We start from the raw sequence: 16,286 nt of genomic DNA on the forward strand, positions 1-16,286 counted from the left end.
CCACGCTGAAGCGGTTGCTGTGGGAGGCCTGCGGCGCGCAGGGCGTGGTCCTCCGAGAGCGCGAGGCGCCGAAGCTCTCCGCCCTCGCGAGCTCGTACGACCTCGTGGTCTGCGCGGACGGCGCGGGATCGATGGCGGACCGGGCCGGTTTCACCACGACTGTCGAGGAGGTCGGCCCGCCCTATGCCTGGCTCGGTCTCGACCAGGCGCTCGGCGAACTGAACTTCCTCGGGGTGTCGGCGGTCGACGGCTGTTACATGGCGCACGCCTACCCGTTCAGCGACTCCGCCAGTACCTTTCTGGTGGAAGGGGCCAGGGCGCTCGGACCGGCCGATCTCTCCGTCTTTTTCGGCCTCCCCGTTCGCCCTGATCCGGTTCGGGAGAACCTGATATGGCGTAGATTCCGAGAACGGACGGTGCGTCCGTGGTCCCGCAGTAACATCGTACTTGTCGGTGACGCCGCGCACACCGTTCATTACTCGATCGGCAGCGGTACGCACCTGGCTTTCGAAGACGCTTTCGTGCTGGTGGAAAGCATTGCCGTCGCTGACCACCTCCCCCGCGCGCTGTCCGTGTATGAGGAGACCCGTCGACCCGTCGTCGAGCGGTTCCAGGAACAGGGCAGAACTAGCGCCGCATGGTTTTCCCAGGTGGAAGACGTGTTCGATCTTCCGTTGAGCCGGTTCGCGGCCAGCCTCCTGACCAGAGGGGGGAGCTTCGGGCGTGACGCCTGGACGTGACCCCCGCCGTGATCTCGGTACTCGGACCCCAGGGAGTCGCCGGAGTCACCGATCTCGTGAATGACCAGAAATAATCCATGAAAGAAGGTAGAACACGGTGAACAGTACGAGGCCGGCACTCATCATCCACGGGGCCCGTGCGAACAACCTGAACGGTGTCACCGTGCGAGTCCCCTCGCCCGCACTGACCGTGGTAACCGGAGTATCCGGATCAGGGAAGTCGTCACTGATATTCGAGACGATCGCCAAAGAATCACAACGGCAGCTCAACGAGGTCTTCCCGCTTTTCATTCGGAACCGGCTCCCGAAGTTCGAACGCCCCGATTTCGAATACATCGAGAACCTCTCCCCGGCCATCGTCGTCGACCAGCGCGCTCTGGGGCGCAACGCGCGCTCCACGGTCGGCACCCTCACCGAGGTCCAGCCGATGCTGCGCGTCCTGTTCTCCCGGCACGGAAGTCCGAGCGCTGGCGAGTCGACCGCCTACTCGTTCAACGCGCCCGAGGGGATGTGCCCGGAGTGCGAGGGGCTGGGCCAAGTGCTGAGCCTGGACGTCGACCGGTTGCTGGACCGGTCCAAGTCGCTGAACGAAGGCGCCATCCAGCACCCCAACTTCGCCGTCGGCACGAACTACTGGAAGCGCTACGCGACGGCCCACTTCCACGGCGACCAGTCCGGTTCCCGCCTCGGCGAGCCACTGTTCGACTCCGACCTCCCGCTGAGGGACTACTCCGAGGACAAGCTCGAACTCCTGCTGCACGGCGGCGGCTTCCAGACCGCCCGGCCCGACGAGTTCGGCAACGTCTCGGTGAACGACTACGAAGGCCTCGTGGAGCGGTTCACCCGGCGGTACGTCAAGCCGGGCCTGGACTCGCTGAAGGCCAAGGAACGCAAGTACGTCGAGAAGGTCGTCGACATGGCGGCCTGTTCCTCCTGCGGCGGCACTCGGCTCTCCAGAGCCGTCCTCGACTCGCGCATCGACGGACGCAACATCGCCGACCTCTCGGCGATGCAGGTGACCGAGCTCTTGGACACGCTCGTCGCGATGGAGGCCACGATCGGCGACGCCTCGCTCCTCGCGCAGCCGATCGCCGCGTTGCGGCGCATGGAGACGGTCGGGCTCGGCTACCTCTCCCTCGACCGTTCCTCCCTGACCCTCAGCGGCGGCGAGGGGCAGCGCCTGAAGACCGTGCGCCACCTCGGATCGAGCCTGACCGGCATGATCTACGTGTTCGACGAGCCCAGCACCGGCCTGCACCCCCGTGACGTCGAGCGGCTGATCGCGCTGCTGTACCAGCTGCGGGACAAGGGAAACATCGTCCTCGTCGTCGAGCACAACCGAGCGGTCATCGAGGCCGCCGACCACGTGATCGACATCGGTCCCGGCGCTGGCAAGCACGGCGGAACGGTCGTCTTCGAGGGCACCCCGGCCGAACTCGCCGCGAGCGACACCGCCACCGGCACAGGGCTGCGCGAACCGCTCCCGGCCTCCAGGGCGCGCCGCTTCGACGCCCACCTCCCGGTCCGGTCCGCCAACCTGCACAACCTGCGCGACGTCGACGTCGACTTCCCCCTGGGCGTCCTCACGGCTGTGACCGGAGTCGCCGGTTCGGGGAAGAGCTCGCTGACCACCCAGGTGCTGCCCAAGCAGAACCCCGGCGTCGTCGTCATCGACCAGAGCGCGGTCGGCATCAACCCCCGGTCTACCCCCGCGACCTACGCCAAGATCTGGGACCACATCCGCCAGGAGTTCGCGCGTGTGCACGGGGTCAAACCCGGCCTGTTCAGCTTCAACGCCGAGGGCGCCTGCCCGACCTGCAAGGGGCGCGGGAGCGTGACCAGTGACATGGCCTACCTCGACCCCGTCACGGTCACGTGCGAGACGTGCGGTGGCGGGCGTTTCCACCCTGACGTGCTGCAGTACCGGTTGTACGGCCGTACGGTCACCGAGTTGCTGGAGACGACCGTGGAGGAGGCCGTCGAGCAGATCGGCGGAACGGTCAGGGAGCGGCTGAAGGCCTTCGTGGACGTCGGGTTGGGCTACCTCACCCTCGGTCGTTCGCTGTCCGAACTCTCCGGTGGCGAGCGGCAGCGCGTGAAGCTCGCGAGCCGGCTCACCGACAACGGGCGGATCTTCGTCTTCGACGAACCGACCTCAGGACTGCACATGGCCGACGTGCGCAACCTGGTCGCCCTGTTCCACCGCATCATCGACGCGGGCAACACGGTGATCGTCATCGAACACGACCTCGACGTGGTGCGGCTTTCCGACTGGGTGATCGATCTCGGGCCGGGCGCGGGACACGAGGGGGGCAGGGTCGTCTTCACCGGTCGGCCGGAGGACCTGGCCACTGATGAGGACAGTCTGACCGGAAGGTACTTGGCCAAGGAGCTGGTCTAACCCCATGAGCGATCCCGAGCAGAGCTGTGATGGAGGAGTGGGAATGCTGTCGACGACCACACTCGGACGACCGGAGGTCGTCACCTCGGAGACGATCACCGGCGCGTTCGCGAGGACGGCACGGGACCAGGCGCACTGTGAGGCGATCACGGACGGCCTGCGGACCCTGACGTACGGGGAGCTTGACGCGGGCACCGACCGGATCGCCCTGGCTCTCTCCGCCCGGGGGCTGCGGCCGGGGCAGCACGTGGGCGTCCACCTCGACCGAAGCCTTGCCACCTACCAGCTCTTCCTCGGCATCCTCAAGGCCGGGCTCGTCGTCGTCCCGTTCAACCCCGCCCATCCGCCCGAGTACAAGGCGCGGATGTATGAGGCCGCCGAGCCCGCTCTCATGGTGGTCGGCGACCGCCCGGCCGAAGCGCCCTGGGAGGAGGCCCTGCCGGTCGCAGACCTGCTGGCCGAGGCGGCCGCGGCTCCGGCCGGGCCGCCCTCGGTCGAGCCGAGCCCGGACGCCCCGGCCTTCGTCCTGTTCACCTCCGGATCGACCGGGGTGCCCAAGGGGGTCGTGATCGCGCACCGCGGCATCGCCAGGGTCTCCCGGCACCTGACCGACTACACCCCCGGGCCGGGCGACAGGTTCCTGCAACTCGCACAGCCGAGCTTCGCGGCGTCGACCACCGACATCTGGACCTGCCTGCTACGCGGCGGAAGGCTCATGGTCGCCCCGCAGGAGGTCCCCGCACTTCGGGAGCTCGCCGAGCTGATCATCCGTGACCGGACCACGGTGCTGAACCTGCCCGTCGGACTCTTCAACCTCCTGGTCGAGCACCATCCGGAGACCGTCGCACGGGCCAGGTGGGTGATCGTCAGCGGGGACTTCCCGTCCACCGCGCACCTGGAACGGGCCCTCGGCGTCATGGAGGGCGCGTTGTTCAACGCCTTCGGCTGTACGGAGAACTCCGCGCTCACCGCGGTCCACCGGGTCACCGCCGCGGACCTGTCCACGGGGGACGTCCCCGTCGGCCGCCCGATGCCCACGGTGGAGTTGTCCGTCCGGGACGAGCACTTCGAGGAGTGCCCGCCGGGTCGGATCGGTGAGTTCTGCATCGCCGGGGAGGGACTGGCCCTGGGCTACCTCAACGACCGGGAGCTCACCGGGGAGAAGTTCGTGAGGCACGGCGGCCGACGGCTGCTGCGCACCGGAGACCTGGCCAAATGGACCGAGGAGGGCGAGATCGTGCTCGGCGGGCGCGGCGACCAGATGCTGAAGGTCCGGGGGTACCGGGTGGAGCCCCGCCACGTGGAGGTGACCGCGGAGGCCTTCCCGGGTGTGGCCCGGGCCGTAGTCCAGGCGCCCGTCGGCGACGGGGCCTCGGAACGACTCGTGCTGTGGTGCACGGCCGATCCCGGGGCCGAGGGGAGCCAGGTCAGTGAGCACGCCCTCATGACCCACCTGCGCGAGAGGCTGCCGGACTACATGGTTCCGACGACCGTGACGCTCCTCGACTCGTTCCCCCTGAACGCCAACGGCAAGGTCGACCGGGGCGAGCTGCGCACTCGGCTCGCTTCGGTCGAACAGGGGACCGGGCGAAACGGGGAACGGCCTCCGAAGGACCGACTCGCCGAGACCGTCCGGTCGACGCTTGCCGCCGTGATGGACCGCCAGGGCCTGGGCGCCGACGAGGCGCTCCTGGAGGCCGGGGTCACGTCGCTGCACCTGATCGACCTTGGCTCCCGGCTCGACGACGTGGTGGGCGTCTCGTTGTCCCCCAGTGACATTCTCGACGCGGGCACGGTGACCGGTGTCGCCGCTCTGATCCGGGCCCGGCGCCGTGGAGGTGATTCCAGATGACGAGCCTCGGAGGACAGGCGTTCCCGCCGTCACCGGTCCAGGCCGGTTTGTGGTTCGCGAGCACGTACGGCACTGAGGATCCCACGGCGTACAACCAGCCCCTGGTCCTCAGGCTCCCCGTCCTGCTGGACGACGACCGCTTCGTGGCAGCGGTACGCACGGTCCACCACGAGCAGGCCGCCCTGCGCACGACGTTCGAGATGGGCTCGGATGGTGACCTGCGGCAGATCGTGCACGACCGCCTGGACCCGGTGGTCGAGCTGCGGGACTCCGGCGGGCGGGACCCGCGAACGTGGATCGGCGAGCAGGTGGACGAGGTCGCCCGGACCGTGTTCGACCTGGGGACGGGACCGCTCGCGCGCGTCCGTCACCTGCGCCTCCTGTCCGAGGACACGAGTCTGCTGGTCTTCAACATCCACCACACCGTCTTCGACGGCATGTCCTGGAAGCCCTACCTGCGTCGCGTCGAGGCGGCCTACACGGCCCTGGCACGCGGCGACGCGCCCGGGCGGCCCGTCCCACGGCAGTCGTTCGAGGCCTACGCCCGGTGGCGCGAGCGTGTGGCGGACACGGGAGAGCCAGGGGCGGCTTCGAGGACGCTCGGCTACTGGCGGGAGAAGCTCGTCGGCGCGCCCGCGGTCGTGCCCGTCTCGTTGGCGGGGGATCGAGCGCCCCGAGGCACCTCCGCCCAGACGGTCCTCGACGCGGAGCTGAACGCACGGGTGCAGGAGTTCTGCGCCGCTCAGGGCATCACCACCAGCATGTTCTTCATCGCCGTGTACATCGTGCTGCTGCACCGACAGACCCGTCACGACGACGTCCTGCTGGGCATGCCGCTCTCGGTGCGCGAGGGCGGGGAGGACGCCGAGGTCGTCGGACACCTGACCAACACCGTCGTGCTACGCCACCGCCTGGCGGACCGGGCCACCGCCCACGACGTGCTCCAGGACGTCAGACGCGAGGTGCTCGACGTGCTCCGGCACCGGCACGCCCCGCTGGAGACCGTGGTCGCCGACCTCCGCGAGAGCGGTGACCACCGCGACGGCACCGGCGAGCTGTTCAACGCGATGATCACCGTGATGCCGTCCCACGCACGGGGCCTCGATCTTCACGACTGGGGGGTGGCTACCTGGGAGTACACCTCGGGCGGCGCCAAGTACGATCTGGCCCTCATCGTCGACGAGGCCAAGAACCACAGGACGCTCATCGTCGAGCACGCCTCGACCACCGATGACGGCGCCGTCATCGCGGAACACCTCGTCCAACGGCTCCGGAAGCTCATCGAGTGCGTGCTCGCCGAACCGGACACTCCGGTCCGCGAGCTGCCCTGGACGGGTGCGCGCGAGGAGGCCGCGATCATCGAGTCCTGCTCGCGGCAGGAGGACGCCCGTGAGCTGGGCACCGAACTGACCGACGACCTCTTCACGGCCGCCGTCAAGGCGGCCCCCGACCATCCCGCCCTGGTCACCGGCAGCGCCGAGTCCACGTATGCCGAACTCGACGCGCGGGTCCGGTCCGTGGCGGTGGACCTGGCCGCGCGTGGGGTACGGTCGGGCGCGCCGGTCGCCGTCCTGCTGCACCCCGGCCCCGACCTCGTCGCCACGGTTCTCGGAATCCTGAGGGCCGGAGGGAGCTACGTCGCCCTTGATCCCGGCAACCCGGTGGAACGGCTCGGCTTCGCCATCGGCGATAGCGGATCCACCATCCTCGTCCGTGACCCCGACGTCGACCTGTCCGGCGCGGACCTGCCTCCGGGACTGGAGGTCCACGCCCCCGACGACCTGGGCGGCGATCCGGCCGATCCTGTCGAGCCCGGACGCAAGGGGCCCGGCGACACCGCCTACGTCGTCTACACCTCGGGCTCCACCGGCCGGCCCAAGGGTGTGGTGATCACCGAGGCCACGCTGGCCAACCTCGCGCACTGCCAGGAGTGGATCTCGTCCGGACGCCGGATGCGCACGCTCCAGTACATGTCCCCCGCCTTCGACGTCTTCGCGCTGGAACTCGTCGGCTCCCTGTGCACGGGCGGGACACTGGTCATCCCTCCCGCGCACGCGCGAACGGATTTCGAGGCCCTCGCCGCACAGCTCGCCGAACAGCGCATCGAGCGGGCGTTCTTCCCGTATGTGGCGCTCCGCGAACTCGCCGCGGTCCTGCGGACCTCCGCCGTGCGGCTGCCGGACCTGCGCGAGGTGTACGTCACCGGAGAACGACTGGTCGTCACCGAGGACCTGCGCGCCATGTTCCGTGCACTGCCCGACGCTCGTCTGATCAACGCCTACGGACCCTCCGAAGCGCACTGGTGCACGGCGGAGACCCTGGCCGCCGATCCCGACACGTGGCCCGCGATGCCGCCGATCGGCGCGCTCGTCCCGGGCGTGGACGCCCGCGTCCTCATCGACGACGACCGCCTGGCGCCCTTCGGGGTGGAGGGGGAACTCTGCATCGCGGGGCCGGTGATCTCTCCGGGCTACCTGAACCTGCCCGAGAGGACCGCAAGGGCGATGCGGCCCGATCCCTTCGGACCGCCCGGGCAGCGGATGTATCGGACCGGAGACGTGGTCGTCCTGGCGCCGGATGGACGCCTGCACTACCGCGGCCGGATCGACGACCAGATCAAGATCCGGGGCTACCGCGTCGAGCCGGGCGAGGTGGAGTCCGCGCTCGAACGTGCGCTGGGCGTGGAGATGGCCGCGGTGATCGCCCGGGCCTCGGGGGGCGAACTGCGGTTGCACGCGTTCGTGCAGTCCGGTGCCGAACCACGGCCCGAATGGCGGGCGCGTCTCGCGGACCTGCTCCCCGACTACATGATCCCGGCGACGCTGACCCGCGTAGACAGCATTCCTCTGACCGCGACCGGGAAGATGGACCGCCGCGCGCTTGAGTGCCGGCATGTCGGGCGGGCCGGGGACGCCACCGTCGACGGCTCCGGCGTCGATCGCCCGCACCAGTCCCTGGCGGAGGCGGTCGGACAGGACGAGCCCGGAGCCCGGTACGTGCTGGCCATGGCCGAAGTGTGGGCGGAGCTGCTCGGGTCCTCCCCCCAGAGCCCCGACGACGATTTCTTCCTCCTCGGCGGCCACTCGATGCTCGCCGCCCGCCTGCACCGACTCGTCCGGCAGCGCTTCGACACCGATGTAGCTCTGTCGGCCCTGCTCAACACCCCCACCCTGAGGGGGATGGCCGGGTGCCTGGCGGGCGGAGAGGGCGCAGAGGAGGGGACGACGGCGCAGGTGCTGCGCGACGACGCACGGCTACGCGACTTCTCCGTCTCTCCCAGGCGGGAACCGGGAGACGGAACGGTCCTGCTGACCGGCGCGACCGGCTTCCTGGGCAGCCATCTGCTCGACGAGCTCCGGCGGGCCGGTCGACGGATCCGCTGCCTCGTCCGCGCGGACACCGAACACCAGGCCCGGCGGCGCCTCGCGGGAGCGTTCGAGAAGTTCGCCCTGGACCCCTCCGTGCTCGACGAGGTCGAGGTCGTCCTGGGCGACCTCTCCCAGCCCGAACTCGGGCTGGGAGAGGAGTACAGGCGACTGGCGAGGTCCGTGGCCGAGGTCTACCACGCCGCCGCCCACATCAACTTCGTCGTTCCCTATCACACGGTCCGGCGCGCCAACGTCGACGGCCTGCGGGTGCTGCTCGACCTCTGCGCGGCCAACCGGACACCGCTGCGTCTGGTCTCGACGATGGGGGTCTTTCCTCCTGACTCGACCGGGGACCGCGTGACCGAGGACGCGGTTCCGGGCGACCCCGCGTCCCTGGGCATCGGATACTCACAGAGCAAGTGGGTGGCCGAACACCTCGCCCTTCAGACCAGGCAGGCCGGACTGCCGGTCACGCTGCACCGGGTCGGCCGGATCGGCGGCCATGACGGCACCGGGGCCTCCAGGCACGACGACTTCTTCTGGCTCCAGATGAAGAGTTTCACGCTCCTGGGCCGCTACCCGGATGACATTACGGACGCACCGCCCGTCGACCTGCTGCCCGTGGACTACGTGGCCAGGGCCATCGTGCGCCTCTCGGCAGCTGGGCCCGACGACGCGAACTGGCACCTGTTCCACGACCGTGGGCTGTCATGGCCCGCGATCATCGAGGCCATCCGCGAGCGCGGGTACGAAGTCGAACCGGCCTCCCGCGCCCAGTGGATGGCCGCTCTGGAGAAGCGAGCCGAATCCGACGCCCAGGGGGAGGGCCTTGGCCCCCTGGTTCCGTTCATGCGCGAGGGCGTGATGCGGCTCGGCGACCACGCCTTCGACAACGAGAGGACACGGCGGTCCCTCGCCGGACTGGGGTGTCCGCTGCCACCCGCGGACACGCGGTGGATCGACCGGATGTTCGAGTACTTCCGCTCCCACGGAGCGGTCCCCTTGCCGGAGAAGGAGCGACGGAAGGCGAGCCATGACTGAAGAACGCAGGTACTCAGCGGTGATCGTCGGCGCGGGGCCGGTCGGGTGCGCCCTGGCCACGCTGCTCCGGGGCCAGGGGATCGAGGTCGATCTCCTGGAACGGACCTCAGCGTCCGGTCCGGTCGGCAGCGGCCACTCCTTCAACCTCACGCTCACCTCGCGCGGGCTCTCCGCTCTCCCCCACGAGGTCAGGCGCCGCCTCTACCACCAGGGAGCGGTACTGACCAAACGGATCATCCACCACCGGGACGGCGCGGTCTCCACACAGCCGTACGGGACCGCGGACACCCACCATCTGCTGTCCATCCCCCGCAACGTCCTCCAGGACCTGCTGCGCGACCAGGCGGTCCGCGCCGGGGCGCGGATCCACTACGAGCGCGAGTGCGTCGAAGTGGACGCGGCCCGGGCCGCGGTGACGGTGCGTTCCGGAGACGGCCACAGGGCCCGGTTCCAGGGGGACCTGCTCATCGGCTGCGACGGCGCCAACAGCGCGGTCCGCGACGCCATCGCCGCCTCCGCTCCGACGCACATGCGGGTCACCCGCAGGTCCATCGCGCACGGGCACGCGGAGATCACCATGGACTACGCGGACGCCGATCCGAGCGGTCTGCACCTGTGGCCGCGGGGCGACCACTTCCTCCAGGCACAGCCCAACCGCGAACAGACGTTCACCACGAGCCTGTTCAAGCCGATGGCCGGACGCGACCGAAGGTCCCACTTCCGCGGACTCGACTCGGCCGACGCGGTCCGCGACTACTGCTCGACCGAGTTCCCGGACGTGTTCGACCGGATGACCCAGGTCGGAAGCGGTCTCATGGCCCGCCTGCCGACGCGGCTCCGGACGGTCGACTGCGCGCCCTACCACCACGCCCGCGTGGTGCTCGTGGGGGACGCCGCGCACACGGTCGTCCCCTTCTACGGCCAGGGGGTCAACTGCAGTTTCGAGGACGCCGCCACCCTGGCCGCCCTCCTCGAGAAGTTCCGCCTCACCGACGAGAGCGAGGTCGGCGCGGTCACGGAGCTCGTCGCCAGGGAGTACAGCGACGTGCGGGTCAGGGCCGGGCACGCGCTCGCCGAACTGTCCCTGGACAACCTGAGGGAGCTGTCGGCCCACGTCGACGACTCGGCCTTCCTGGCCCGTAGGTCGTTGGAGCGGCGGCTCCACCAAGAGCACCCGGAGTTGTACACACCGCTCTACCAGTTGGTGGCGTTCACCTCCGTCCCCTACAACGAGGCCCGGCACATGTACCGCGAGACGAACGCAGTGCTGGACAAGCTGTGCGCGGGGCGGGATCTCCACCGGGAAAGGGAGCAGATCATCGGCGAGTTCGCCCGGGCCCGTGAGGGCTGGCTGAGCCTGTCCGGCACCCCGACCTGACAGCCGCGCGGCAGCCATGCGCCCGGCCCGTCCCTGACCGGCGCTCCGAAGCCGTCGTGGTACGCGCGAAGGGCCTACGACGCCGCCATGGCCGACCGCAGCGGTTCCCACCACGAGGGGTGGGCGCCGTACCAGTCGATCACCTCGGTCAACCCCCGCTCGAAGTCGACCCTCGGCGTGTAGCCGAGTGCACGCAGCTTGTCGTCCGCGAGGGAGTAGCGTTGGTCGTGGCCCTTGCGGTCGGCGACCCACTCCACTCGGTCCCACCCCACACCGAAGGCGGAGAGCAGTCTCTGGGTGAGTTCGAGGTTGGTGAGCTCGGCGGTGCCGCCGATGTGGTACACCTCGCCCGGCGCACCATGCTCCATCACGACGCGAACGCCCTGGCAGTGGTCGTCCACGTGGACCCAGTCCCGAACGTTGCGTCCGTCCCCGTACACCGGGACGCACCGTCCCTGGAGCAGGTTGGTGACGAAGAGCGGGACGACCTTCTCCGGATACTGGCGGGGGCCGTAGTTGTTGCCGCAGCGAGTGACGCACACCGGCAGCCCGTGGGTGCGGGCGTAGGCCAAGGCGATGAGGTCACCTCCGGCCTTCGCGGCCGAGTAGGGGGAGCGCGGGTCCAGCGGGGCGTCCTCGCTCCAGCTCCCCGTCGCGATGCTCCCGTACACCTCGTCCGTGGAGACCTGGACCACTCTGCGGACCCCGGATTCGAGGCAGGCCTGCATCAGGGTCTGGACGCCGAGCACGTTCGTGCGGGCGAACGCCGTGCCGTCCGTGATGGAGCGGTCCACATGCGACTCGGCGGCGAAGTTGACCACCACGTCGTGGTCCGGAAGGAGCCGCGCGAGCAGGTCGGCGTCGCAGACGTCGCCGCGAACGAAGTCGATCCGATCGGCGACCTCATCCAGGTTCGACTTCCTGCCCGCGTAGGTCAGTTTGTCGAGTACCGTGACCCGGTCCCGAGTACGGGACGCGGAGCGCTCGCCGAGCAGCTTGCGCACGAAGTGCGAGCCGATGAAGCCCGCACCGCCCGTGACCAGAGTTCTCATCGCTTGTCCTGAGCCTTTCCATGCCTTGCGCAACCCCGCCGGGCGGCGTGGGACGCGGCGGGTGAGGGGGGTCAGGTGCTGATCCGCACCTGGCTGTGGTCACCGAGCACGAGTCGGTGCGCCCGCGGTGTGGGAGGGGCGGGGACGATCTGCGACTCCCGACCGATGAGGGAGCGCTCGATACGGCGCATCCCCTCGATCGAGGCCCCGCGGAGCACGATGGAGTACTCGATCTCGCTCGCGTTGATCCGGCAGCCGCCCTCGATGGACGTGAACGGTCCGATGTAGGAATCGTGGATGACCGCGTCCGGTCCCACGGTCACGGGACCGACGATGCGCGAGCGGACCACCTGGGCGCCCTCGGCCACGGCCACGCGCCCGACCAGGTCGCTCTCGGTGACGGAGCCCGCGATCTGCGGCTCCAACGTCTCCAGGACGTTCCGGTTCACCTCCAACATGTCGTCCACGTTCCCGGTGTCCTTCCAGTAGCCGGTGATGGTGGTGGAGTCCACCCGCTCGCCCGCGTCGATCAGCCCCTGGATGGCGTCGGTGATCTCCAGTTCGCCGCGAACGGAGGGTTTGAGGTGCGTGACGATCCCGTGGACGGCGGGCGTGAACATGTACACTCCGGCCAGCGCGAGGTCGCTCTTGGGGTGGGTCGGTTTCTCCTCCAGTCCCACCACCTGGCCGGCGGCGTCCAGTTCGGCCACGCCGAACGCCTGGGGCGTGCTGGTGTGGGTCAGCATGAGTTGGGCGGCGGGGCGGAGCCGGCGGAAGCGGGCGGCCAGGTCGGCGAAGCCGCCGACGATGAAGTTGTCGCCCAGGTACATGACGAAGTCGTCGTCGCCCAGGTACTCGCGAGCGATGAGGACACCGTGCGCCAGCCCCAGCGGGGCCTCCTGTCGCAGGTAGGTTACTTCGAGGCCGAAACGGCTGCCGTCTCCGACGGCCTCCTCGATCTCGGCGGCGGTATCCCCGGTCACGATTCCGATTTCACGCACTCCGGCTGCGGAGATCGACTCTAAGCCGTAGAACAGTACAGGTTTGTTGGCGACGGGGACGAGTTGTTTCGCGGAGGTGTGGGTGATAGGGCGCAGCCGCGACCCGGACCCGCCAGCCAGTACCAGAGCCTTCATGGGCTGAGGGCCTCCTCAGGAGTCGAAGGGGTGGTCTAAGGGTTATCCTTTCCCTCCTGTTCGGGGAGATTCCATCAAGGAAACTGAAGATATTCTCAAGACTTTCTTCTACCGTGATTCGGCCAGGTCCCTCGTGATGTCGCCTGGTGGCGGCCTCGCGTGCTGCTAAGGTGCGACGGCGGCGGGCTCGGTTCCCTGAAAGAGTCTCTTACGGTCCGATGAGTTTTATTTGTCGGTCAGCTGCTTGTTCCCCTTTGTGTTGAAAGTTACCCTGGGTGCCAATGGTTGTTGGCGAAAGGGGGAGTGCTCGGTTTGCGTTCCCTGGAGACCCCGAGGAGTTTCGAATTGGATATGCCGGATCTCATGGAAGTCTGGAATGACGAGCAGATCGGCCCATGGCATTCCTATCACATTTCCGGTATGCCGGAACTGATCAGCTCGATGCATCTGTGCATGTCGATCTATGCTTTCGTCGAGTCCGGATGCCTCGAACGGTTGCGCGCCAGGGAATGGGCGTCTCCGGTGGAGATCCTCGGCGAGGGGGACACTGACACCGGCCGGGGGTTCCTTCGGTACCTGCGGGTGTGCGGCGTCCTGGACCGGAGGGAGGGGTGCTACCGGCTGTCTCCGAAGGGGACCCTCCTCACCAGTGAGATCTCGCTGGCCCGGCTCGGCTTCTATCTTGAGGCGTACGCACCCGTCACCGCCAGGATGACCGACCTGATCACGAACAAGGTCGAGTACGGGCGCGACGTGACCCGGGCGGGCGGAGCGCTCAGCCGTCACTCCGGAACCGTCGCCACGGTGTCCTACGTGGGACTCGTCGCGGAGGCCCTCTCGGATCGGCAGCCGCGTCGGATCCTGGACATCGGGTGTGGGGACGGGTCTCTGATCCTCCAGCTGTGCGCACGGCTTCCCGAGCTGTCGGGCGCGGGAATCGACATCTCCCGCGCCGCCGTCGACAACGCCAGGGCGGACAGCGAACGGGGCGGGCTCGCCGACCGTACGAATTTCGAGGTCGCCGACGCCTTCGCACCGGACACCTGGTCCGAGAAGGCGGCGGAGGCCGATGTTCTCGTCGGGGTCGGTGTGATGCACGAGCTCTTCCGGGACGGTGAGGACGCGGTGATCGCGGTCCTCGACCGCCTCGCCGACGTCCTGACCGAGGGGAAGGTGTTCCTGCTCGGGGAGCCGGAGCTGCGCTACGACAACCGGGAAAACGACTCCGACTTCTTTCTCGTGCACGTCCTGACCGGCCAGGGCATACCGCGGGACCGGACGGCGTGGCTGGACGTGTTCCGGAGGTCGCGGCTGCGATGCGAACGCGTCATCACCAATGCCGCCGCGGGGCCGCGCACCTGCTTCTACGAGCTGACCGCGCGCTAGCCGCAGACCCAGGGGAGCCGACTCACGGGAGAAGTGGGTTTCGCCCGTATGGAGGGGCGGTGGTGGACGGACGACACCGTCCACCACCGTCCCTCGTGCGCTCGTCCGGGGATCAGACCGGGGGCCTCATCGGCATACCGCGTAGGCCTGGCGGCCGCGCGGACCCGCGCCCGCGCGCAGGAACCCGTCCCGGCCCACGCCCACGATGCAGGCCTTGGCACCCATGGACATCTCGGGAACCACGTCGACCACGTGCCCCCTGCGTCGGAGTTCGGCCACGGTCGCGGAGCCGACCCCGGCCTCTGCCACCATCGTTCGGTGCCGGCGTCCACGAGGGGTGAACGACGACGGGAAGTGGTCGGTGTGGAACAGGGGAACCTCGGTGCTGCGCTGGAGGTCCATGTCGAACTCGACCGCGGCCAGGAAGGTCGCCAGCGTCCACTGGTCCTGCCGATCGCCCCCCGGGGTGCCGAAGGCCAGGCGGGGCCGTCCGTCCTGGGAGACCAGCGTCGGGCTGAGCGTCGTGCGGGGACGTTTGCCCCCGGCTACTGAGTTCGGGTGCCCTTCGACCAACCACATGGTCTGACCCCGTGTGCCGAGTGGGAAGCCCAGCCCGGGGACGACCGGGGAGCTCTTGAGCCAGCCTCCGCTGGGAACCGCGGCCACCAGGTTCCCGTACCGGTCGGCCACCACGAGCGCACAGGTGTCGCTGGGCTCCAGCGTGGCCCGCAGGACGACAGTGGGCATCCCGCTCTGCAGCTGTCCCATCCAGTCCCCGCCCCAGTCGGGAACCGGGTCCGGGTCGATCACGGGCACCTCGGAGGTTCGACCGCCCAGAATCCCCGGAGCGGGGTCCGGGTTGGCCCGATCCTCGATGAGCCGTCGCCGGGCCGTGTTGTACTCCGTGGAGAGCAGAGTCGTGAGCGGTGAGTCGGGACGGGTGGCGGGGTCCCCGTACCACGCCTCCCTGTCCGCGAAGGCGAGTTTGGCCGCCTCCGTGAGCAGGTGGACGTACTCGGGGCTGTCCGGGGCCAGCGAACGCAGGTCGTAACCCTCGAGGAGGGCCAGTTGTTGGAGGAAGACCGGCCCCTGGGACCAGGGGCCCGGCTTGTTGACGGTCAGTCCGCGGTAGTCGCCGCGGAGCGCCGGCTCGACGTCGGCCCGCCACGTCGCGAGGTCGTCGCCGGTGAGCAGCCCCCGGTGCCGGCGCCCGGAGGCGTCGAGAACCGCGGTCGAGGCGACGAACCCGTCGATGGCGTCCGCCACGAAGCCTTCGTAGAACGCGCGTCTGGCGTTTTCGATCTGCGTCTTCCGGTCTGTGCTCCCCGCCCGCCCCTCGGCGACGAGCCGACTCAGCACGGCGGCCAGGTCGGGGTTGATCAGCCGGTCCCCGGCCACAGGGGCGCTGCCCCCGACCAGGTACGTCTTGCCGGAGGAGGCCCACTCGTCCTCGAACAGCGGGACGAGCGCGCCGATCGCCTTCGCGGTGTCGGGCATGACCGGATAGCCGTTCGTGGCGTATCCGATCGCCGGGTCGGCCACCGTCTCCAGGGGGAGCCGACCGAAGTCGGCGAGCAACCGCAGCCAGGCGCCCATGGCTCCGGGGACGGCGGCGGGAAGGAGGCCGGACCCGGGGATCTGGCGTAGGCCCAGGCCGGTGAAGTGCGTGATGTCCGCGCCGCTGGGCATCGGCCCCTGCCCGCAGATGACGGAGGCGTCCTCCTCTCCGGAGCGCTGGGCGATGATGGCGACGTCGCCGCCGGGGCCGTTGGAGTGCGGCTCGACCACCTGTAGTACCAGCCCACCCGCGACGGCGGCGTCGAAGGCGTTGCCGCCCTGCTCCAGGACGGCCATCGCGGCGCCCGACGCCAGGGGTGAGGTGCTGGAGACCGCTCCGATGTCTCCGATGAGTTCCGGTCGGGAGACCATGGC

Annotated in this window: 9 protein-coding genes; 6 read left to right on the forward strand and 3 right to left on the reverse strand. The window is 69.3% G+C overall.

Translation table 11 applies throughout. The features are described from left to right. The first annotated feature begins 14 nt into the window (after positions 1 to 14). The 5 genes from D452_RS31435 to D452_RS28475 all read left to right on the forward strand — a co-directional run bounded on the left by D452_RS31435 (position 15) and on the right by D452_RS28475 (position 10,780). The gene (locus D452_RS31435; protein WP_017545379.1) at positions 15 to 740 is read left to right on the forward strand and encodes an FAD-dependent monooxygenase; all 726 of its coding nucleotides are present in this window, start codon (positions 15 to 17) and stop codon (positions 738 to 740) included. Positions 741 to 837: 97 nt separating this feature from the next. After that, a complete protein-coding gene (locus tag D452_RS0117165; RefSeq protein ID WP_017545380.1) occupies positions 838 to 3,141 on the forward strand; it encodes an ATP-binding cassette domain-containing protein in 2,304 nt (767 codons plus the stop codon). Positions 3,142 to 3,184: 43 nt separating this feature from the next. Further along, positions 3,185 to 4,993, forward strand: a complete 1,809-nt coding sequence (locus D452_RS0117170; RefSeq protein WP_017545381.1) for an amino acid adenylation domain-containing protein — start codon at positions 3,185 to 3,187, stop codon at positions 4,991 to 4,993. Beyond that, positions 4,990 to 9,402, forward strand: a complete 4,413-nt coding sequence (locus D452_RS0117175; protein ID WP_017545382.1) for a non-ribosomal peptide synthetase — start codon at positions 4,990 to 4,992, stop codon at positions 9,400 to 9,402. The genes D452_RS0117170 and D452_RS0117175 overlap by 4 nt, the downstream gene beginning before the upstream one ends. Beyond that, the gene (locus D452_RS28475) at positions 9,395 to 10,780 is read left to right on the forward strand and encodes an FAD-dependent oxidoreductase (RefSeq protein ID WP_040694094.1); all 1,386 of its coding nucleotides are present in this window, start codon (positions 9,395 to 9,397) and stop codon (positions 10,778 to 10,780) included. The genes D452_RS0117175 and D452_RS28475 overlap by 8 nt, the downstream gene beginning before the upstream one ends. A 74-nt stretch (positions 10,781 to 10,854) precedes the next feature. Here D452_RS28475 and rfbB read toward each other — a convergent pair whose 3' ends face one another. Beyond that, entirely contained in the window at positions 10,855 to 11,832 is a 978-nt protein-coding gene (rfbB, locus tag D452_RS0117185) for a dTDP-glucose 4,6-dehydratase (protein WP_017545384.1), read from the reverse strand. 71 nt (positions 11,833 to 11,903) lie between these two features. Next, positions 11,904 to 12,968, reverse strand: coding sequence for a glucose-1-phosphate thymidylyltransferase (locus D452_RS0117190; protein WP_026129409.1), 1,065 nt, complete (start codon positions 12,966 to 12,968; stop codon positions 11,904 to 11,906). A 453-nt stretch (positions 12,969 to 13,421) separates the two neighbouring features. Here D452_RS0117190 and D452_RS0117195 point away from each other — a divergent pair, with 453 nt between their 5' ends. After that, positions 13,422 to 14,354, forward strand: coding sequence for an SAM-dependent methyltransferase (locus D452_RS0117195; RefSeq protein ID WP_199560531.1), 933 nt, complete (start codon positions 13,422 to 13,424; stop codon positions 14,352 to 14,354). Positions 14,355 to 14,480: 126 nt separating this feature from the next. Here the strand turns inward: D452_RS0117195 and D452_RS0117200 are convergent, their stop codons facing one another. Further along, on the reverse strand, positions 14,481 to 16,283 hold the full coding sequence (locus D452_RS0117200; RefSeq protein ID WP_017545387.1) for a gamma-glutamyltransferase family protein: 1,803 nt from the start codon (positions 16,281 to 16,283) through the stop codon (positions 14,481 to 14,483). Positions 16,284 to 16,286 lie beyond the last annotated feature (3 nt).

It is taken from the genome of Nocardiopsis prasina DSM 43845 (assembly GCF_000341265.1).
Lineage (GTDB): Bacteria > Actinomycetota > Actinomycetes > Streptosporangiales > Streptosporangiaceae > Nocardiopsis > Nocardiopsis prasina.